This window comes from Novosphingobium mangrovi (assembly GCF_022818885.1).
Lineage (GTDB): Bacteria > Pseudomonadota > Alphaproteobacteria > Sphingomonadales > Sphingomonadaceae > Novosphingobium > Novosphingobium mangrovi.
In genome coordinates, this window is record NZ_JALHAT010000006.1 from 1 (window position 1) to 19,473 (window position 19,473).

The 19,473-nt window shown below is 66.5% G+C and carries 17 protein-coding genes, 1 tRNA gene and 1 pseudogene; 14 read left to right on the forward strand and 5 right to left on the reverse strand.

Annotated features, from left to right (window positions below):
* Nucleotides 1-554, forward strand: a pseudogene (locus MTR65_RS06010) (hypothetical protein); the annotation flags it as partial.
* The gene (locus tag MTR65_RS06015) at nt 551-1,351 is read left to right on the forward strand and encodes a nucleotidyltransferase family protein (RefSeq protein ID WP_243798157.1); all 801 of its coding nucleotides are present in this window, start codon (nt 551-553) and stop codon (nt 1,349-1,351) included. The pseudogene MTR65_RS06010 and the gene MTR65_RS06015, both read left to right, overlap by 4 nt.
* Nucleotides 1,352-1,589: 238 nt before the next feature.
* On the opposite strand, the gene MTR65_RS06020 is transcribed toward MTR65_RS06015, so the two are convergent.
* Nucleotides 1,590-2,081, reverse strand: coding sequence for a DUF2141 domain-containing protein (locus tag MTR65_RS06020; RefSeq protein WP_243798159.1), 492 nt, complete (start codon nt 2,079-2,081; stop codon nt 1,590-1,592).
* Nucleotides 2,082-2,391: 310 nt separating this feature from the next.
* On the opposite strand from MTR65_RS06020, the gene rpe reads away from it, so the two are divergent.
* The 9 genes from rpe (at nt 2,392) to dxs (ending at nt 11,737) form a co-directional block, all read left to right on the forward strand.
* Nucleotides 2,392-3,054 carry a ribulose-phosphate 3-epimerase gene (gene rpe, locus MTR65_RS06025; RefSeq protein WP_226637887.1) on the forward strand — a complete coding sequence of 221 codons (663 nt, stop codon included), beginning with the start codon at nt 2,392-2,394 and terminating at the stop codon, nt 3,052-3,054.
* Between the two features lie 5 nt (nt 3,055-3,059).
* Nucleotides 3,060-5,006, forward strand: a complete 1,947-nt coding sequence (locus tag MTR65_RS06030; RefSeq protein WP_243798161.1) for a heparinase II/III family protein — start codon at nt 3,060-3,062, stop codon at nt 5,004-5,006.
* A 306-nt stretch (nt 5,007-5,312) separates the two neighbouring features.
* Nucleotides 5,313-5,696 carry a hypothetical protein gene (locus MTR65_RS06035; RefSeq protein WP_226637890.1) on the forward strand — a complete coding sequence of 128 codons (384 nt, stop codon included), beginning with the start codon at nt 5,313-5,315 and terminating at the stop codon, nt 5,694-5,696.
* Between the two features lie 228 nt (nt 5,697-5,924).
* Nucleotides 5,925-6,296, forward strand: coding sequence for a hypothetical protein (locus MTR65_RS06040; RefSeq protein WP_243798163.1), 372 nt, complete (start codon nt 5,925-5,927; stop codon nt 6,294-6,296).
* Nucleotides 6,297-6,894: 598 nt separating this feature from the next.
* A complete protein-coding gene (purH, locus tag MTR65_RS06045; RefSeq protein ID WP_243798165.1) occupies nt 6,895-8,487 on the forward strand; it encodes a bifunctional phosphoribosylaminoimidazolecarboxamide formyltransferase/IMP cyclohydrolase in 1,593 nt (530 codons plus the stop codon).
* Nucleotides 8,488-8,517: 30 nt separating this feature from the next.
* Nucleotides 8,518-8,739: a hypothetical protein gene (locus tag MTR65_RS06050; RefSeq protein WP_213499741.1), complete on the forward strand. Its 222-nt coding sequence runs from the start codon at nt 8,518-8,520 to the stop codon at nt 8,737-8,739.
* Between the two features lie 193 nt (nt 8,740-8,932).
* Entirely contained in the window at nt 8,933-9,082 is a 150-nt protein-coding gene (locus tag MTR65_RS06055; RefSeq protein WP_213499743.1) for a hypothetical protein, read from the forward strand.
* 68 nt (nt 9,083-9,150) lie between these two features.
* Nucleotides 9,151-9,654, forward strand: a complete 504-nt coding sequence (locus tag MTR65_RS06060) for a Fur family transcriptional regulator (RefSeq protein WP_226637897.1) — start codon at nt 9,151-9,153, stop codon at nt 9,652-9,654.
* 148 nt (nt 9,655-9,802) lie between these two features.
* Nucleotides 9,803-11,737, forward strand: a complete 1,935-nt coding sequence (dxs, locus tag MTR65_RS06065) for a 1-deoxy-D-xylulose-5-phosphate synthase (protein WP_243798168.1) — start codon at nt 9,803-9,805, stop codon at nt 11,735-11,737.
* Nucleotides 11,738-11,864: 127 nt separating this feature from the next.
* On the opposite strand, the gene MTR65_RS06070 is transcribed toward dxs, so the two are convergent.
* The 4 genes from MTR65_RS06070 to MTR65_RS06085 form a co-directional block, all read right to left on the reverse strand.
* Entirely contained in the window at nt 11,865-12,623 is a 759-nt protein-coding gene (locus MTR65_RS06070; protein ID WP_243798170.1) for an SDR family oxidoreductase, read from the reverse strand.
* Nucleotides 12,624-12,697: 74 nt separating this feature from the next.
* Nucleotides 12,698-13,999 carry an amidohydrolase family protein gene (locus tag MTR65_RS06075; RefSeq protein WP_243798172.1) on the reverse strand — a complete coding sequence of 434 codons (1,302 nt, stop codon included), beginning with the start codon at nt 13,997-13,999 and terminating at the stop codon, nt 12,698-12,700.
* Nucleotides 13,996-15,378, reverse strand: coding sequence for an amidohydrolase (locus MTR65_RS06080; protein ID WP_243798174.1), 1,383 nt, complete (start codon nt 15,376-15,378; stop codon nt 13,996-13,998). Before MTR65_RS06080 ends, MTR65_RS06075 begins: the two co-directional genes overlap by 4 nt.
* 67 nt (nt 15,379-15,445) lie before the next feature.
* Entirely contained in the window at nt 15,446-17,032 is a 1,587-nt protein-coding gene (locus MTR65_RS06085; protein WP_243798177.1) for a peptide MFS transporter, read from the reverse strand.
* Between the two features lie 354 nt (nt 17,033-17,386).
* Between MTR65_RS06085 and MTR65_RS06090 the strand changes: the two genes are divergently transcribed.
* From MTR65_RS06090 to MTR65_RS06100, 3 genes are all read left to right on the forward strand, one after another.
* A complete protein-coding gene (locus MTR65_RS06090) occupies nt 17,387-17,668 on the forward strand; it encodes an integration host factor subunit beta (RefSeq protein ID WP_039390108.1) in 282 nt (93 codons plus the stop codon).
* A gap of 110 nt (nt 17,669-17,778) precedes the next feature.
* A tRNA-Leu gene (locus MTR65_RS06095) sits at nt 17,779-17,863 on the forward strand.
* 76 nt (nt 17,864-17,939) lie between these two features.
* A complete protein-coding gene (locus MTR65_RS06100; RefSeq protein ID WP_243798180.1) occupies nt 17,940-19,427 on the forward strand; it encodes a DUF2779 domain-containing protein in 1,488 nt (495 codons plus the stop codon).
* Nucleotides 19,428-19,473 lie beyond the last annotated feature (46 nt).

Here is a 19,473-nt window from a genome sequence, read left to right on the forward strand (position 1 = left end):
AAGCCGTCGCGGGCGCGGCGAAGACCGCAGCGCGCCTGGCCGTTGCGCTCGGCCCCGACAGCGGCACCCCCGAAGACTACTGGCGCGCGCTGTTCCGCGCGACCTATGCGGCAGAATTCCGTGTCGAAAAGGCAGGGCGCGAGGACTCGATCCTCTCGGCCAACCGCGAGCATTTCGACGGCCTGCTCCCCCTCGCCCTCGTCGCACAGGGGATCCCCTTCGCGCGCGGCGGGCCGCAAGGCACGATCCGGCCCGAGCTCGGTGCGCCCGCCAAGGCCCGTATCCTCAGCTGGTGGCAGCGCCGCCAGCGGCTGGGCAAGCCCTACAACGTGCTGCGCCTGATCAAGGCCTCGACCACGTTCGAGGGCGCCGCCCGCTACGCCGCCTGGAAGATCGAGCGCCACACCGGCGTCCCCGTCCTTGTCACGCCCTGGCGCGAACGCCACCCCGTGCTCGCCGCGCCCAGCGTGCTGTGGAGTGTGTGGCGCGCGCGCAAGGCCGCGAGTCTCGCGGCCGCCAACGCCCCCGACACTACGGACGACCGCGCCGCGTGACATCTGCCCAAGGCTCTCCCGGTCCCGCACAGGCCCGCCCCCTGAGCGCTCTCGTGCTGGCCGGGTCGCGCCCCGGCGCGCCCGATCCCGTTGCCAGCGCAGAAGGCGTCGCGCACAAGGCGCTGATCGAGATTGACGGGCAGCCGATGCTCGCGCGCGTGGTGGCCGCCCTCAAGGCTGCGGACATCGCGCGCGTCGCCGTCATCACCAGCACGCCTGAAGTGATTGCGCTGGCGCAGGATCTGGGCTGCGAAGTCCTGCCGGCAGAGGCAGGCCCCAGCGCCAGCGTCGCGGCCGGGTTCGCGCACCTGGGCGCGCCGATGCTCGTCACCACCGCCGATCACGCGCTGCTCGACGCGCAGTGGGTCACCGATTTCGTGGCGGATGCCGGAGAGGATGCGGACGTCGCGATCCTCCTTGCACGGCGTGAGGCGGTGGAAAAGGCACTGCCCGGCAGCAAGCGCACCTGGCTCAAGATGGCCGATGGGGCCTGGTCGGGCTGCAACCTGTTCCTCCTCGCCCGTCCCGGCGCAGACGCCGCCATCGAGACCTGGAAAGCGGTCGAAGCCGACCGCAAGCGCCCCTGGCGCATCGCGCTGCGCCTTGGCCCCGGCATCCTCCTGCGCTTTGCGCTGGGACGCCTGACCATGGCCGAAGCGATTGCCCGGCTCGGCGGCAAGATCGGGGTGGCGGCGGTGCGCGTCGCGGCGCGCGACGGCCTTGCTGCGGTCGATGTCGACAAGCCCTCGGACCTTGTCGACGTGCGCGCGATCCTTGCTGCGCGAAAGACCCAGTAGGCAGGAAGATGAGTTCCGAGGGCCATTGCCCTCGGGCTCCCCGAACTGTCGAGCGCACGTGGGCCGGATGCCGGGGCACGACAGAGGAAGGGGACTATCGAATTGAGGGGCTTTGCCCCTCTCTTTCATGCCGGCTGACTTTACGCTTCACGAGCGGAGCTTCCGGCACGAGGTGCGCAAGACAGTTAAGGGATCAAGGGGCGATGGCCCCTTGAGAAGAAGACTTTTCTTCCACCCCTTACATGTACTTCATCTGGACCCGGATCGACTTCACCTTGGAGCCGACCTCGACGCCGACCTTCGTGTAGCTCGGCTTGCCCAGGTTGAAGATGTTGATCGAGGGGTTGTTGGACATCGCCCCGCCATCCTCGGTGATGTCGGTCTTGCCATTGCCGTTGAGGTCATGGCGCACCGCGACCCCATAGGTACCCGGGCCCGGCACGGGCAGGCAGAAGGTCATCGTGCCCGCCTTGGCCGGAACCTCGATGCGCGAGAGCCAGTGGCCCTTCTCGAGCCAGTCGGCCTTGGTCGCGCGGTAGGACTGCACGCGCATGTCGCCCTGCGAGGCCTTCACCCCGTCGACCGTGACCAGCAGGCCCGGCCCGCTCGCGCTCGTGCACTTGCGCAGGTCGTTCGAAATCTCGTTGCGAAACTGCGCGGATGCGGGCGCCGCGCCTGCCACGGCCAGGAGGCCGACCAGCGCGAAAGCGCCCATTCTGTGTCGAATCATATCGATCCAATCCTCAAGACAACTCGTTTTTCCGGCGCTCTGTCCTCACATCGGACAGGGCCGCGCCTGCGCAATCGGCAGGCCTTGAAGCAGGTATCTAGGTCTGGTGCGCTGAATAGGCACTGAATTTCAAGCACTCCGGGCACGCGAGACCCTACATGGGCTTGCACGCGGGGCGAAAGACGCTATCCGCGCGTCGATCCGGATCGGAGGCAAACCCCACATCGTGTGTGGAAAACGGCCCGATCCTGCCTTGTCGCCCCAACATGGGGTGCCGTATCTGGATGGCTAGAGGAGTTTCACGAGATCCATGACCACGCCGCTCATTTCCCCGTCGATCCTGTCTGCTGACTTTGCCCGTCTGGGCGAAGAAGTGCGCGCGATCGATGAAGCCGGGGCCGACTGGATCCACGTCGATGTCATGGACGGCCACTTCGTGCCCAACATCACGATCGGCCCGGCCGTCGTCAAGGCGCTGCGCCCGCACTCGGCCAAGACCTTCGACGTCCACCTCATGATCTCGCCGGTCGATGCCTACCTCGAAGCCTTCGCGGACGCGGGCGCGGACATCATCACCGTCCACCCCGAAGCGGGCCCGCACATCCACCGCACGGTGCAGACGATCAAGAAGCTGGGCAAGAAGGCCGGTGTCTCGCTCAACCCGGCGACGCCCGCCAAGATGCTCGACTACCTCATCGATGACATCGACCTCGTCCTCATCATGAGCGTGAACCCCGGTTTCGGCGGGCAGAGCTTCATCTCCAGCCAGCTGCGCAAGATCGAAGCCGTGCGCAAGATGGTCGAAAAGTCGGGCCGCGACATCCAGATCGAGGTCGATGGCGGCGTCGATGCCGTGACCGCGCCGCAGTGCGTGGCCGCCGGTGCCGACGTGCTGGTTGCGGGCTCGGCCACCTTCAAGGGCGGCCCCGATCACTACGCGGCCAACATCCGCAGGCTCAAGGGCCTCGACTGAGCACGGTGCGGCGCGATTTTCCCATCGACGCCGCCGCGCGCAACCAGGAGCCCCCTTCGGCCGTTCCGCTACCGGCTGACGCCGCCGAGCCGGGCGTCGAGGAGGGCTCCATGTACAAACCCACAGAAGACAGCGCCGCGCGCCGCGTGGACCCGCCTCTGGGAGATACATCCGTGCCCGAGGGTGCCGAGCCCCCCGTCGTCGGGGCCGACCAGTCCGAAACCGGCCGCGCGCTTGCGCTGGTCGACTTTGCGGCGCCCACCGTCAGCGCGGGCGAACGCCTGATCCGCTTTGCCTACAAGCTGGGCGTGCCGGGCACCATGCTCACCGCGCCCATGGGCAAGAAGGCCCGCATGCGCCTGCTGGCCACCGTGCGTGGCACCGTGCCCGGCGACAAGGCGGCCGGCACCGCCCTTCGCGCAGGCCACTTCCTTGTCCACGGCGCGCGCACGCCGATCACCCAGGTCGACTTCGGCGGCGCAGCGCGCGTGCCCCCGCCGCTCGAGCGCACCGTGCACAGCTTCGCCTGGCTCGCCGACCTCGAAGCCTGCGGGCCCCGCGAACAGGTCGCCCCCGTGGCCGAGCGCATCCTCACCTCCTGGCTCCAGGCCAATCCGAAGGCCCCCACCAAGACCGGCAAGGCCAGCCGCGGCCCGGCCTGGACGGTGGGGCACACCGGCGCGCGCCTGCTCAACTGGCTGGTCCACGCCCCGCTCATCCTCTCGGGTGAAAAGGCGCTGCGCGTGCGCATGCTGCGCCACATTGCCGAGACCGCCCGCTGGCTTGACCGGCAGGTCCACCACGCCGAAGATTCGCTGGGTGCGGTTGCGGGCTGGTGCGGCCTCGTGGCCTGCGGCCTGCTGCTGCCCGAAGGCCGCCCGCGCCGCCTCTACGGCGAAGCCGGACTGATGAAGGCGCTGGGCGAGCTGATGGGCGATGACGGCGGTGTCCTCTCGCGCAGCCCGCTTGCGCAGATGGAGGCCATCGCCCTCCTCGTGCGCCTGCGCAACTGCTACCAGGCCACGCGGCGCGACAGCACCGAGGCGATGGAGCACGTCATCGAGATGCTCGTGCCCCCGCTCCTTGCACTGTGCCACGGCGATGGTTCGCTGGGCTCCTGGCAGGGCGGCTGGGCGGTCCCGGCCGACACCGTGGATGGCCTCGTCGCAGCGAGCGGCGTGCGCACCCGCCCCTTACGCGACGTGCGCCAGTGGGGCTACCAGCGCGTTGCCGCGCACAAGTCGATCCTCCAGTTCGACACCGCCCCGCCGCCGATGCCGCGCGACGGGCGCTTTGGCTGCGCCTCCACGCTTGCCTTTGAATTCTCGCACAACCGCCAGCGCATGATCGTCAACTGCGGCGGCGCGGCGAGCGCGGGCGGGCTCGTCCCCGCACGGCTCGACCAGGGCCTGCGCGCCACCGCCGCGCACTCCACCCTGACGCTCGACGATGCCAATTCCACGGCCATCCTCATCAACGGCGCGATTGGCCAGGGCGTCACCGCCGTCGATGTCGACCGCAAGACGATGGAGACCGACAGCGGCGCGCGCGCGACCCGGCTCGAGGCCAGCCACAACGGCTATGCCCAGCGCTACACGCTGACCCACCGCCGCATCCTGATCCTGCGCGACGATGGCACCGAACTGCGCGGCGAGGACATGCTGCTGCCCTCCGGGCGCAAGGCCAAGCGCGGCAAGGTCGGCTTTGCGATCCGCTTCCACCTTGCCCCCGAAGTCACCGTTGCCCCCACCGAGGACGGCCAGGGCGCCGCCCTCGTCCTTGCCGACGGCAGCTACTGGCAGTTCCGCGCAGGCGCAGGCACCGTCGAGATCGAGGATTCGCTCTGGGTCGATGGCCAGGGCCGCCCCCAGGCCACCCACCAGATCGTCCTCCAGGGCCTCGCCTCACGCGGCGGCGGCACCTTCAGCTGGCTCTTCAAGAAGATGGGCTGAGCCCACCGGGGTTCTGCAAGATCGGAAGAGAAGACAATCCGAGGGCCATCGCCCTCGGGCTCCCCGCACTGTCGAGCGCAATGCGAACCGGGCGCTTATGCTCACCCGCAACGTCGCAGTTTCGACCCATTCAAGACTCTCAGCCGCCAATTTCGAGTTCCCAGATGCGGACGTTCCGGTTTTCCTGTCGGAGCGCCAACGCCGGGCCGGTAGGCGACTGTCTGAATTCAGCAGCCGACCTGAGGATAGCCATCGGTCCGTTGCCGCCAGTATTGCTGCAGTCCATCAAGGGTGCAAAGATGCTGAATGCGTATCCAAACGATCGTTCTTATCGGGATCTATTCCTCGGCGTTACTCGTGGCGGGCTACGGCTTGGGCAATTTCGAAGGTTCACGACATTCTGCCCCCTCGCCCTTGAAGGTTCTAGAGTATCCTGCCGAGAGGTGGATTGGAACGGATGAGCAAGTTCAGGACGCGGTTGAGCGTTGGGCAAGAAAGACCACGGCTTCCAATGCAGAAATTCTGCAACATCGAAAGCCTCGATCAATGTTTATTCCGACACGCAACCAAGGCTCAGGAATGCTCTGTATCGAACTTGAGCTAGAGCGGGGCGCTCTCGGCGGCTCACCGGTATATTGCTATGAGAACCAGACAACGAAACTCGTCGCAGAATACAGCGATGTTGAATAATTTCTGCATGCATGAAGTAGCGCGCGGCGGGTTTCGGATTCGCTGACGCGATGGACGAAGGTCATGAATGGGCGCGTGGCGGAATTTCGGCACACGCTCCGTTGCGGACATTGAACATTCGGCTACTTTTTGGTGATGCTGTACCGCAAACTGTCATTGCTAATCGTCGCCATTGCGCTGGTCATTTGTGCTTGGATCGGGACGATTTCGTACGTTCAACGAACACGCATGATTGAAGGAACGTGGATAGACCTGTTTGAAGGATCGAGCTTCTTTGAAAATCAAACGGTTGTAGATGCTTGTGGGCCGTATTTCGACCGAGCACCTTGGATGGCATACTATCCTTCTGACGCTACCGCGGAGGGCAGAATGGTGAGTGCCAACCGCAATTCCGGGGAGTTCATCAGTAAGTACGGGCGCTATCCTGTCGCGGCTTATCACGTGAAGTTTGTCGGGCGGCGGAAGGTTTCTGAATTTCTTGGATTAGGAACGCTTCTTGGTTTCGGATATGGTCATCTAGGCGCATTCGGCTCAGAGTTTCAGGTGGATCAAATGACGTCGATCCGCCCGATCCCTGATCTGCACTGTGATGTCCGCTAACCACCCATCCCGGCTGCAGGCCGATCGGATCGACAAGCGTAACCGGACGGGCCGCGCCCTGGCGGGTCGCTTCGGCTCTCGAACGACCGACAGGGCCGCGTGGCGGCCACTCCCGCCGCCAGTGCATAGAGGCCCTTCCGGGCCCGACCCTTCCCGGTCACTCATCGCTCCATTTTCGCTTCCAAGGTGCAGACCTTCCGCTTTTGCCCAGAAGCAGACCTCACCGCACGTCCTGCGCTGTCCGAGTTCCGGGAGCGCGAGGGCGATAGCCCTCGCATTGGCCTTGCTTCGTTTCTGTGCGGCACGGGATTTTGCTTTCCTACACCCGCGCCCTTGTGCGAGACCGGACGAAGGCGGTCGCATGCCTCACTCTCCTCCTGAAACCAAACGCTTTTCGAAGGTGACACGAGGGGGCCGGTAACACCCCCTGGACCGTGTCACCTGTGTCAACTTTGTGTCACCCTGTCCGCCCTTCGGGTGTGGACGCGGCCGTGCGGGCCACTTTTTGCCGCACGTACCCTTGCTCCTGTCCCGTCCGCGGCCTAAGGGCGCGCGCAAAGACTTGACGCCCTCTTCTTTGCAAGGAAGCCTTTCGACCATGAGCGATACTGTCCAGATCCGCCGCGCCCTGCTTTCGGTTTCCGACAAGACCGGGCTTGCCGAACTGGGCAAGGTCCTTGCCGATCGCGGCGTCGAGCTGGTCTCGACCGGCGGCACCGCCAAGGCGCTGCGCGATGCAGGGCTTACCGTGAAGGACATCTCGGAAATCACGGATTTCCCCGAGATGATGGATGGCCGCGTCAAGACGCTGCACCCCAAGGTCCATGGCGGCCTCCTCGCCGTGCGCGACAACGCCGAGCACGCCAAGGCCATGGAAGACCACGCGATCGGCGCGATCGACCTCGTCGTCGTCAACCTCTACCCCTTCGAGGCGACCGTCGCCAAGGGCGCGGACCGCGACACGATCATCGAGAACATCGACATCGGCGGCCCCTCGATGGTGCGCTCGGCGGCCAAGAACCACGCCTACGTCACCATCGTCACCGACCCGGTCGACTACGAGGGCCTGATGGTCGAACTGGAGGCCACCGACGGCGCCACCACGCTCGCATTCCGCAAGCTGATGGCCGCGCGCGCCTTTGCCCAGACCGCCGCCTACGATTCGATGATCTCGCAGTGGTTCGCCTTTGCCGACCAGGGCCAGGAGTTCCCCGAGATGCTCGCCGTCAACGGCCGCCTCTCGACCACCCTGCGCTATGGTGAGAACCCGCACCAGAAGGCCGCGCTCTACACGCCGGTCGGTCCCTACACCAAGGGTCTCGCCCAGGCCGAGCAGATCCAGGGCAAGGAACTCTCGTACAACAACTACAATGACGCGGACGCTGCCTTCGAGCTCGCCGCCGAGTTCAAGGGCCAGAAGCCGTCTGTCGTCATCGTCAAGCACGCCAACCCTTGCGGCGTTGCCCAGGGTGACACGCTGCTGGGCGCCTGGAACGACGCGCTGGCCTGCGACGATGTCTCGGCCTTCGGCGGCATCGTCGCGGTCAACCAGACTCTCGATGGCCCGACCGCCGAGGCGATCTGCCAGATCTTCACCGAAGTCGTCGTCGCGCCCGACGCGGACGAGGACGCGCGCGCCTTCTTCGCCAAGAAGAAGAACCTGCGCCTGCTGCTCACCGGCGAACTGCCCGACCCGCGCCGCGGCGGCCTCAACGTGAAGCCCATCACCGGCGGCCTGCTCGTTCAGGGCCGCGACAACGGCGCCATCGGCTTCGATGATCTCAAGGTCGTCACCGAGCGCGCGCCCACCGATGCGGAACTGGCCGACTGCCTCTTCGCATGGACCGTGGCGCGCCACGTCAAGTCGAACGCCATCGTCTATGCCAAGGACGGCGCCACCGCGGGCATTGGCGCAGGCCAGATGAACCGCCGCGACTCCTCGCGCATCGCCGCAATGAAGGCCGCCGAAGCGGCTGAAAAGTTCGGTTGGGACAAGCCGCGCACCCATGGCAGCGCGGTCGCCTCGGACGCCTTCTTCCCCTTCGCCGACGGCCTTCTCGCCGCCGCCGAAGCGGGTGCCAGCGCGATCATCCAGCCCGGCGGCTCGATCCGCGACGATGAAGTGATCGCGGCCGCCAACGAAGCGGGCCTCGCGATGGTCTTCACCGGAATGCGCCATTTCCGTCACTAAGACACCGACACGCCGGGGGCCGCTGCGAACATGACCTTGCTCTGGCTCGGCCCCCTCGTGACGCTCGGCTTCATGGCCGGGTTCCTGATTTCGGCCATCCTGCTGCGCATGGGGCGCCTCTCGCGCCCGGCCAGCTGGATCGCCGCGCTCGGCCTTCCCTTCGGCTGCGCGACCTTGCCGGTGCTGATTCTGGCCGCGCTTTCGCTCTTCGAAATGCTGATGGAAACGCACAGTCCTTCGACAGGAATGTGACACGTTCCCGCCGATTTCCTCGCCCTACCGCCCACATGAAACAACTCATCGTCCGGTCAACGGATGATGCCCTTTATTCACTCGACGCTCAGCCGTTTTGGGACAAGAGGGCGCGGAAGAAACCGGCGGCCCGCGCCGCCCCAACCGCTAGCTTTGATCGCTAGCCCCAACCGCTCGATTGCCTGGATACCCTATGCGCCTGCTCAAGACCCAATTCGCCCGCTTCTTCGCTCTCGGCTTCGCCGGTGGGGCCGTGCTGGTGTTCGGCGTCATGGGCATCGACACCGGCACCTCGCTTTCGGACTCGATGGTTCCCCCGGCCGAAGCCGCCACCACGCGTTGAGGCACGCCGGGCGCGGCGCACAGCCGCCCGGGCCCACGGTACCACCCGACATTGCGAAGCGGGGCCCGATGGCCCATATTGGAAGCATGGGCACCGATCTTCACGACGATTGCGAAATCACGCACGGCCACCACGAACACAGCGGCGAAGGCCTGAAGAAGGCCGCGCGCGACGTGCTCGTGTCGGCGGGCGAACAGTGGACCGACATGCGCGCGGACGTGTTTGCCTCGCTGGCCGAACGCACCACGCCCGCTTCGGCCTATGACCTTGCCGAAAGCGTTTCGGCGCTGCGCGGCAAGCGTGTTGCCCCCAACAGCGTCTACCGGATTCTCGACCTGTTCGTGCGCACCAACCTTGCGCGCCGGGTGGAGAGCGCAAACGCCTACATTGCCAATTCGCATCCCGGCTGTCGCCACGACTGCATCTTCCTGATCTGCGATGCCTGCGGCGAAGTCGTTCATATCGATGACGATGAACTGACCGGCGCGCTCATCAAGGCCGCCCGCGACAACGGGTTTGCCGACGTGCGCCCGGTCGTCGAACTGCGCGGAACCTGCGCTTCGTGCAGTTGAGGCACCCTCTTTTCCCAGTGCCAACTTGAAACGCCCGCCAATTTCTTGACTTTTCCTTGGCACAATCCTTACGGACGGCCGTTAGGACCCGATGGCTCCGAAGTCGATCAGATCGACATGCCCGCCGCACACGTGTAAGGCTAACCTGATGAACGCCAGCTCGGCAACGCCCCTCCTCGACACCGTTTCCACCCCTGATGACCTGCGCGCGCTTGCGCCCGGCCAGCTGCGCCAGCTTGCCGACGAGTTGCGCACCGAGACGATCTCGGCCGTGGGGCAGACCGGTGGACACCTGGGCTCGGGGCTCGGCGTGGTCGAACTAACAGTGGCGCTCCACTACGTCTTCGACACGCCCGCCGACCGCCTGATCTGGGACGTGGGCCACCAGGCCTATCCGCACAAGATCCTGACCGGCCGCCGCGACCGTATCCGCACGCTGCGCCAGGGCGGCGGCCTCTCGGGCTTCACCAAGCGCTCCGAGAGCGAGTACGATCCCTTCGGCACCGCGCATAGCTCCACCTCGATCTCGGCCGCGCTCGGCTTTGCCATGGCCAACAAGATCAAGGGCGTGCCCGGACGCGGCATTGCCGTGATCGGCGATGGCGCGATGAGCGCCGGGATGGCCTACGAGGCGATGAACAACGCCGAGGCCGCGGGCAACCGGCTGATCGTGATCCTCAACGACAACGACATGTCGATTGCGCCGCCGGTCGGGGGCCTCTCGTCCTACCTCGCGCGGCTTGTCTCCTCGGGCAAGTTCCTGGGGCTTCGCGAACTTGCGCGCCGGTTTGCCCGCCGCCTGCCGCGCCCGCTGGCGCAGGCCGCCCGCAAGACCGACGAATACGCCCGCGGCCTTGCCATGGGCGGCACCCTGTTCGAGGAACTGGGCTTCTACTACGTCGGCCCGCTCGACGGCCATGACCTCGATTCGCTGGTTCCGGTCCTGGAAAACGTGCGCGATGCGGGCGAAGGCCCGATCCTGCTCCACGTCGTGACGCAGAAGGGCAAGGGCTACCAGCCCGCCGAAGATGCGGCCGACAAGTACCACGGCGTCCAGAAGTTCAACGTCGTCACCGGCGAGCAGACCAAGGCCCCTGCCGGTCCGCCCAGCTACACCGGCGTCTTTGCCAAGGCCCTGATCGCCGAGGCCGAGAAGGACGACACGATCTGCGCGATCACCGCCGCGATGCCGTCGGGCACCGGGCTCGACAAGTTCGCCTCCTCCTTCCCCGAACGTTCGTTCGACGTCGGCATTGCCGAACAGCACGCCGTGACCTTTGCAGCCGGTCTGGCCGCACAGGGCATGCGCCCGTTCTGCGCGATCTACTCCACCTTCCTGCAGCGCGCCTTCGACCAGGTCGTGCACGACGTCGCGATCCAGAACCTGCCGGTGCGCTTCGCCATCGACCGGGCCGGACTTGTCGGAGCGGACGGCGCCACCCACGCAGGCTCGTTCGACATCACCTACCTGGCGACGCTCCCCAACATGGTCGTCATGGCCGCCGCAGACGAAGCGGAACTGGTCCACATGACCCACACCGCCGCGCAGCATGACAGTGGCCCCATCGCCTTCCGCTACCCGCGCGGCAACGGCGTGGGCGTGGAGCTGCCCGAGACCCCGCTGCGCCTCGAGATCGGCAAGGGCCGCGTGGTGCGTGGCTCGGCGGAAAAGGGCGGCAAGGTCGCCATTCTCTCGCTCGGCACGCGCCTTGGCGAAGCTCTCAAGGCCTCCGACACGCTGGAGGCCAAGGGCCTGCCGACGACAGTGGCCGACATGCGCTTTGCCAAGCCGCTCGACACGGATCTCATCCGCCGCCTGATGCTGAGCCACGAAGTGGTCATCACGCTGGAGGAAGGTTCGATCGGCGGCCTTGGCGCCCACGTCCTCACCATGGCGAGCGACGAGGGCCTTACCGATGCAGGTCTCAAGATCCGCACCATGCGCCTGCCCGACGTGTTCCAGGACCAGGACAAGCCCGAGAAGCAGTACGACGATGCGGGCCTCAACGCGCCGCAGATCGTCGACACCGTGCTTTCGGCCCTGCGCCACAACAGCCAGGGCGTGAGCGAAGCCAGGGCCTGAGGGGCAGCGCCCTCGGGCTCCCCACCCCAGTACACCTCACCTTGCTTCCGCTGTCCTAGCGGAGAGAGGTGAGTTCGCCCATTTGGGGGGTCAAGGGGCGATGGCCCCTTGAATCATTCGCCCTCCCTCAATCCGCGTAGATCATCTTGCGCGTCATCCCCCCGTCGATGACGAACTGCTGCCCCGTGATGAAGCCCGCGCCTTCCGAGGCGAGAAACGCGACAGCCCCCGCGATGTCCGCAGGCACGCCGACCCGCCCCACGGGATGCTGCGCGTGATCAATGGGCCTGTGTTCGGGCTCGCTGCGCGCGCTGGCCTTCTGCCAATCGGCCGTCTCGATCCAGCCCGGCAGAATCGCGTTCACGCGAATCTCGGGGCCCAGGCTGACGGCAAGCGCGTGGGTCATCGCGCACAGCGCGCCCTTGGCCGCCGCGTAGGCTTCGGTATCGGGTTCGGACTGAAGCGCGCGGGTGGACGCCATGAGGACGATGCTTCCCTGCCGCATCCGCAAGGGCGCGACCGAACCGCGCACGGCCAGGAACGCACCCGTCACATGGCTGTCCTGCCAGCGCCGCCATTCCTGCAGCGAAAGCTCCTCGATCGGCCCGGAGACCGGATCGGCAATCCCGGCGTTGGAAACAAGGAGATCGAGGCCGGCATGATCCGTCCACTGCGCGACCTGGGCAAAGGCCTGTGCCATGCCATCCTCGTCCGCCACATCGACGGCCTGGGTCAGAAGGTGCTGACTGGCGCACTCGGCCGCAAGTTCGGCCAGCGCCTCTTCGTCACGGTCGAAGGCGGCCACCTTCCACCCCGTGCCAAGAAGGTGGAGCACTACCCCCTTGCCGATACCCTGGGCGCCGCCCGTCACGATCGCGATCCGCATGGTGTCCTCGTATGTCCCTTCTTCGCTTCAGGGGAGGAACGCCTGCGGAGCGCGAAAGTGTCGACGCTGCGAACTTACCAGTCGTAGGCCTTGGGCAGGTAGGTGCGGTCCAGGTCCTTGTAGCGCTCGCGCAGCCGTGCCTGGTGACTGTCGAAGGGCTGCTTGACCCCGTCGATGTAGACCGCCTCGGGCGCCGAGGAGAGCTCCAGCGGATCGCCGTCCCAGATCACCACGTCGCCCACCGCGCCAGGTGCCAGGACGCCTTCCTTGCCGCCCATGCCGCTGATCTCGGCCGGGATCGAGGTGATCGCGGCAAAGGCCTGCGCCCAGGTGAGGCCAGTCGCGCCCGGCAGCTTGGTCAGGGCTACAAGGTTGCCCGCCTGCTCGGTCGCGCGGCGGGGCTGGTTGTCGCCCACGAAAAGGCCAATGCCGACCTTGACGCCCGCCTGGACCATGCGCCCGACATTCGACTGGGTCGCGCCCAGCACCTCGAACTGTTCAGGCAAGTCGCGCAGCGGCATGGTCAGGACCGGAACGCCCGATGCGGCAATCTCGCTCGCCACCATCCAGCCCTCGCTGGCACCGATCAGCACGAGTTTGAGAGCGGGAAACTCGCTCTTGAGCGCAAGCACGGCACGAATGTCGGAGGCGCGTTCGACATTGACGTAAAGCGCCTGCTCCCCCGAAAGGACAGGTGCAAGAGCCGCTGCGTCCGCGTGAGTCAGCAGCGCATCGGAGGCTCGCTCGGCCGAGGCCGACCCACCTGCAAGTGCCTTCGCCTCGCGCAGCGCATTGCGCAGCGTGACGTGCGCGGCCATGCGGCTGCCGCCAGCCTCACGCGCGCCGCCCTCACCCAGCACCACGAGCTGAAAGGCGCGCGGCTTGTCGACGAGCGCAGCGTCCGCGCCCAGATCAATCAACGCGCCCTGCCCGGCAAAGATCGCGTTGCCCGGGTACGGCGTCACGCTGGCGCGCGTCACCCCGCCTTCGCGGCTGACCGCGATATGTTCGTTCGCCGGGTTCAAGGCGGGCACGACATCGAGGCTGGCGTTGAACGGGCTCTTGTCGGCCGAGAGATCGTTGCTGTCGCCAACCGCCTGCACGTCCCACAGTCCCATGTCGGAAACCGCCGCGAAGATGCCGGGCGTCACCCACTTGCCGGTGCCGTCCACGGTCTCGACCCCGGCCGGGACCGCAACGCCCACGCCCGCGGCGACGACCTTGCCCCCCTGGACGAGGACGGTCGCGCCCTCGACGGGTTCGCTACCATCGCCCGTCGCCAGCGTGGCGTTGGTAACGGCAAGGTCCTGCGCAGACGCGGCAAGCGGCGCGGCGATGGCCATCAGGCTGGCGGCAAATGCGAGGATACGGCTCATTTCACGTCTCCTTCACCGGGCTGGCCAAGTTCGAAATCGCTGACCGGACGCATCCGGGGATTGGTGGCATCGAACAGCATTGCGCCGTCGATCCAGACCTTTTCCGGGCGGGTGTAGACCGAGAGCGGATCGCCGTTCCACAGGACGACGTCGGCCATCTTGCCTTCTTCCAGACTGCCGGTCTGATCGGAAATGCCCGCCGCCTTGGCCGCGTTGTAGGTGAACCAGGAAATGACCTGGGCGTCGGGAATGTCGATCCCCATCCGGCGCCCCGCACCTTGCGCCTTGGCCGCGGCCTGGTTGAGGCGCTGGATGCCGTTCTGGTCGTCCGAGTGGATGACCACGCAGGCGCCTTCCTTGGCGATCAGCGCGGCGTTCTCCGGAATGCCATCGTAGGCCTCCATCTTGAAGCCGTACCAGTCCGCCCAGACCGCCGAGCACACGTCCGCCTCGCGCAGCATGTCGGCGATCTTGTAGCTCTCCACCGCGTGGTGGAAGGTGGTGACCTTGTAGCCCGCCTCCTTCGCCATATCGAGCACGAGCGCCATTTCCTCGGCCCGGTAGCAGTGGTTCTGGACGAGGATCTCGCCCTTCAGCACGCCCTCCAGCGTTTCCTTGGCAAGGTCACGCTTCTCGTGGTCGCCCTCCATGTAGGCCTTGGCGTCGATCCAGGTCTGGCGGTTGACCGCGAAGTTGCCCATGCGCGTGGACGGCTTCATCCCGCGCGAGCCGTAGACGCGCTTGGGATTCTCGCCGCAGGCCATCTTGAGCGAATAGGGCGCGCCCGGGAACTTCATCTGCTGCACGGTGATCGCGGGCACGTTCTTGAGCATGACCGAGCGCCCGCCCATGAGGTTGGCCGACCCTGGCAGGATCAGAAGCGAGGTCACCCCGCCATTCGCCAGCGCCCGGCTGAAGCCGGGGTCCTGCGGCCAGACCGAATGCTCGGCCCAGACATCGGGCGTGGTCGGTGCGGTCGCCTCGTTGCCGTCCGAGTTGGCATCGACACCGGGCGAGGCGTAGTCGCCCAGGTGCGAGTGCGCGTCGATGACGCCCGGCGTCACGAACTTGCCAGTGCCATCGATGCGGTCGTAGCCTTCGGGAATGGCGAGGTCGGAGGCCCCCACGGCGACCACCTTGCCCTCGGCGAAGAGGACCGTGCCATTGTCGATCCGGCCCCCGCGCCCGTCATAGACAGTGGCGCCCACCAGCGCGGTCGGGCGCCCGGGATAGGCCTTGTAGGTCGAGGCGTAGGGCACCTCGCGCGACGCCTCGGCGTCCTTGTCCTTCGACTTCGCCTGCGCGCCCGGCGCCAGCGTAAGCGCGAGGGTCAGCGCCAGTGCGCTGCTCCACCGCCCGATCTGCGACGTCATCCTCATGTGTCATGCCCCTGCTTGAAAGAACTCCGGCCCGATCATCGCTGACCGGGCCGGAATGTTTGTGACCTTAGTTCGGCTTCACCTCGGGGTGAACGCCGCCTTCCTGGGCTTCGAGGCCCGCTTCGCCCTGCCCGGCAAGATCGTCCTCCGCGCCGTCGTCGCGCAAGCTGTCGAGGTGCATGAGGCGCTTGACCAGCGGGCTGAGGACGAGGACGGCCACGCCGATCCCCACGCCATACCAGCCCACCGTATTGTAGACGCCCAGCACCAGTTCCTTGCCCGCTTCGCCGCCTTCGAGGCCATCGCCGCCGGCCGCCTGCGAGATGAGGCCCGCCGCGAAGTTGCCCGTTGCCGAAGCAAAGAACCAGGTGCCCATGATGAGCGAGGCCATGTGCGCGGGCGCCAGTCGGTTCATCGCCGACAGGCCGACCGGCGAGAGGCAAAGCTCACCTGTGGTGTGGAGGAGGTAGATGAGGAAGATGAAGAGCACCGGCACGGCGTTGTCCATTCCCGCAGCCTTCGCGCCCCAGACGAGAACGAGGAAGCCAAGGCCGACCTGGATGACGCCCAGGCCGAACTTGAAGGGCGCCGAAGGCTCGAACCCGCGGCGGCCCAGCATCGTCCAGATCCCGGCAAAGAGCGGGGCAAGAAGGAAGATATAGGCTGCATTCAGCGACTGGAACATCGAGGCGGGCGCCTCGAAGCCAAGCATGTTGCGGTCAACCTCGCGGTCGGTGAAGAGCGAGAGCGAGTTGCCCGCCTGCTCGAACAGCGCCCAGAACACGATCGACACGAAGATCAGGAACAGCGCCGCGAAGATACGGTCGCGGTCATGTCCGGGCAGCTTCACGACCGAATAGAGGATCACGCCCAGGACCAGGATCCCGCCAAAGACGCCGAGCAGCGTGCCGACCACGGCCTGGTTCTGCACCAGCCACCAGCAGGCCAGCACGGCCACGAGGCCGACGCCGTAAAGCGCCCATTCAAAGCCCTTCGACAAGGGCTTGGGCGCTTCGCCGCGGCCCATCAGGAGCGGCTTGAAGACGACGAAGACGACAAGGCCGAGCAACATGCCCACGCCCGCCGCGCCAAAGCCATAGGACCAGCCGTAGACCTCGCCCAGATAGCCGCACAGCAGCGAACCGAGGAAGGCGCCCAGGTTAATGCCCATGTAGAAGATGGTGTAGGCCGGATCACGGCGCGCATCGGTGCGCGGGTAGAGCTGGCCGACGATCACCGAGATGTTCGCCTTCAGGAAGCCGGAGCCCACGATAATGAAGGCCAGCGCCAGCCAGAACACGTTGAGGCTGGCCGCATCCTGTCCGCCCGAACCTTCAAAGCCCATCAGGAAATGGCCGAATGTCAAAAGTATCGCGCCGTAGGACACCGCCTTGCGCTGCCCCAGGTAGCGGTCAGCAAGGTAGCCGCCCAGCACCGGGGTGATGTATACGAGCGCGGTGTAGGCGCCGTAGATGACACCCGCTTCCCCGTCCGAGAAGAGCCAGTGCTTGGTCAGGTAGAAAATGAGCAGCGCGCGCATGCCGTAGTAGGAGAAACGTTCCCACATTTCGGCAAAGAACAGGACGAAGAGGCCTTTCGGATGCCCCAATATGGTGCCGCGGGCATCCCCGCTTTCGGCATAGTGTGTCGCCATCGACCCCGGAATTCCCTTGATTGATCGTGTTGTTCGGCCCTGTGCGCCGCACAGCAGAGGGGCGCGGGCCGCGTATGACGGGCGAGCCTAGCGCCAAAACGGTCATTGTGAAGGGGGGACCTTGCCTCGTGCACACCCATGTCACGGCGCGAAGGCCAGCGATTCGCCCCGGAAATGGACGGGCAAAGGTTAGGCGTTGCGTCATGCGCCACGAAATGTCATTTTCCCTTTCGACGCGGACGTTTGAATACGCAATTTTATGATTCGATGGGGTGCGGTCCTTTTTTCGGGCCGCTGTTGGAACCAGTTCCGGAATGTCCGGCGTGGTCGGACCCGGTGCAATTGGGGGATGCAATGATCAGATCCGAACTGCTGCAGGCACTCGCCAAGGAAAATCCCGAACTGCGTGCCGAGGACGTGGAAAGCGCGCTCGACACCTTCTTCAACGAGATCGGCCAGCGCCTCGCCGACGGTGGACGCGTGGAACTGCGCGGTTTCGGCGCCTTCTCGACACGCCATCGTGACAGCCGCGTGGGCCGCAACCCGCGCACCGGCGAAAGCGTGGAGGTCCCCGAAAAGCGGGTGCCCTACTTCAAGCCGGGCAAGGAAATGCGCGCGCGCCTCAACGTCACCTGACCAGGCCGGGCGCGCCGGGCCCCCCGCGGCTTCGCGCGCGCCTGCAAGGTCCTCGCAAGTTCCTCGTTGCCGCCGGCCCCGCGATCTGCCAGATCGCTGGCCACGCCTGTGCGGGCGTGGCGGAATGGTAGACGCCGGGGACTTAAAATCCCCTGATCCTTGATCGTGCGGGTTCGAGTCCCGCCGCCCGCACCACAAAGCCTGTCCAGGATGGCCGCGCACGGCCTGCCCGTGGAGCGCTCCTTGCCGATGCCTGCCCTCGACCCTTTCCGTGCCGGGACCTGACCGGCTGCTGCGCCCGCGCCATCTGGCCGCGCTGGCCCAGTGCCCGCGTCGGCTCTGGCTGGAGGCTCATCGTCCCGAGTTGGCGCGAGCCACGCCCCACTTCGAGAGCGCGCCCTTCGACATTCACGAACTGGCCCGTGCGCAGGAAGGCACCGGCACGCGGCTTGGCCCGCACCAAAGCCACGAAACGGCGCTGCGACGTACCCGCCGGATCCTCGCCGCCGGACACCCGGGTCCTATCTTCGAGGCCCGCTTCGTCCACGAAGGCCTCCTGGCAGAGACAGACCTGCTCACCCGCGATCCCCTGGCGCCGGAGCGCTGGCGGCTTACCGCCGTGCACAGGACCACCAAGCCCAAGCCCCACCATGTCGCCAGGCTGGCGGCCCAGATGTGGACCCTCGAACAGTGCGGGGTACCAATCTCCCGCGCCCAGATCCGCCATATCGCTCCCAGTTTCGTGCTCGAAACGCCGGGAGAGTATCGCGGTCTCTTCACCGACACCGACGTCACCGCCTCCGCGCGCGCGCAGCAGTCCGACATGGCGGATCGGCTCGGGGAAGCCCGCCGGATCGTTTCGGGAGCAGAACCGGACTGCCCGACCGGCCCGCATTGCCGCAAGCCTGCGCCCTGCCCCTTTGCCGCGCATTGCCAGGCGCTGGAGGACGCGCCGGAATGGCCGGTCACGCTTCTGCCGGACGGAGGCGGGCGCAAGTGGGCCCGCAAAGGCGTGTGCGACCTTCGCGAACTCGACGCAGCGACCATGGCAAAGCCGCGCGAGGCTCGCATCGTGGCGGCCACCCAGAGCGGCAAACCCTACCATGACACCCAAGGGGCGCGCCGCGCCATGGCGTCCTGGAGCCGGCCCCGCGCCTGGCTCGATTTCGAGACGATTGCCGCCTCGGTACCGCTCTGGACGGGTACCAAACCCTACCAGCAGGTGCCCTTCCAGTTCTCGCTCCACCTCGAGCAGACCGACAGTACGATAACCCACCATCAATACCTGTGCGTCGATGGCAGCGACCCACGGCCGGGCTGCGCGGAGGCACTGGCGCGCACGATCCCGCCCAACGCGACCATCATTGCCTACAATGCCGGGTTCGAGCGCGCGATCCTGCGCGCGCTGGCACGCCAGGTCCCCGCTTTCGAAGCCCCCCTGATGGCGCTGACCGAACGCACGGTCGACCTGCTCCCCGTCACCCGCAACCATTGGTACCACCGCGACCAGCGTGGCTCCTGGTCGATCAAGGCGGTGCTGCCCACGATTGCCCCGGACCTCGCCTACACCCAGCTTGCCGTTCAGGACGGCGCGATGGCCCAGGACAGCTTTCTGGAAGCCAGTTCGCCCGCCACCTCGCCCGAGCGCCGCCGCGCGCTGGAAGAGGCATTGCGGGCCTATTGCACCCGCGACACCTGGGCGATGGTGGTCCTCGCCCGGCGACTGGCCGCTCCACAGGAAGGGAGCGCGAACGATTAAGGGCCGCCTCGGCCTGTCAAGGTTTGGACCATACCTGATCCCGCCA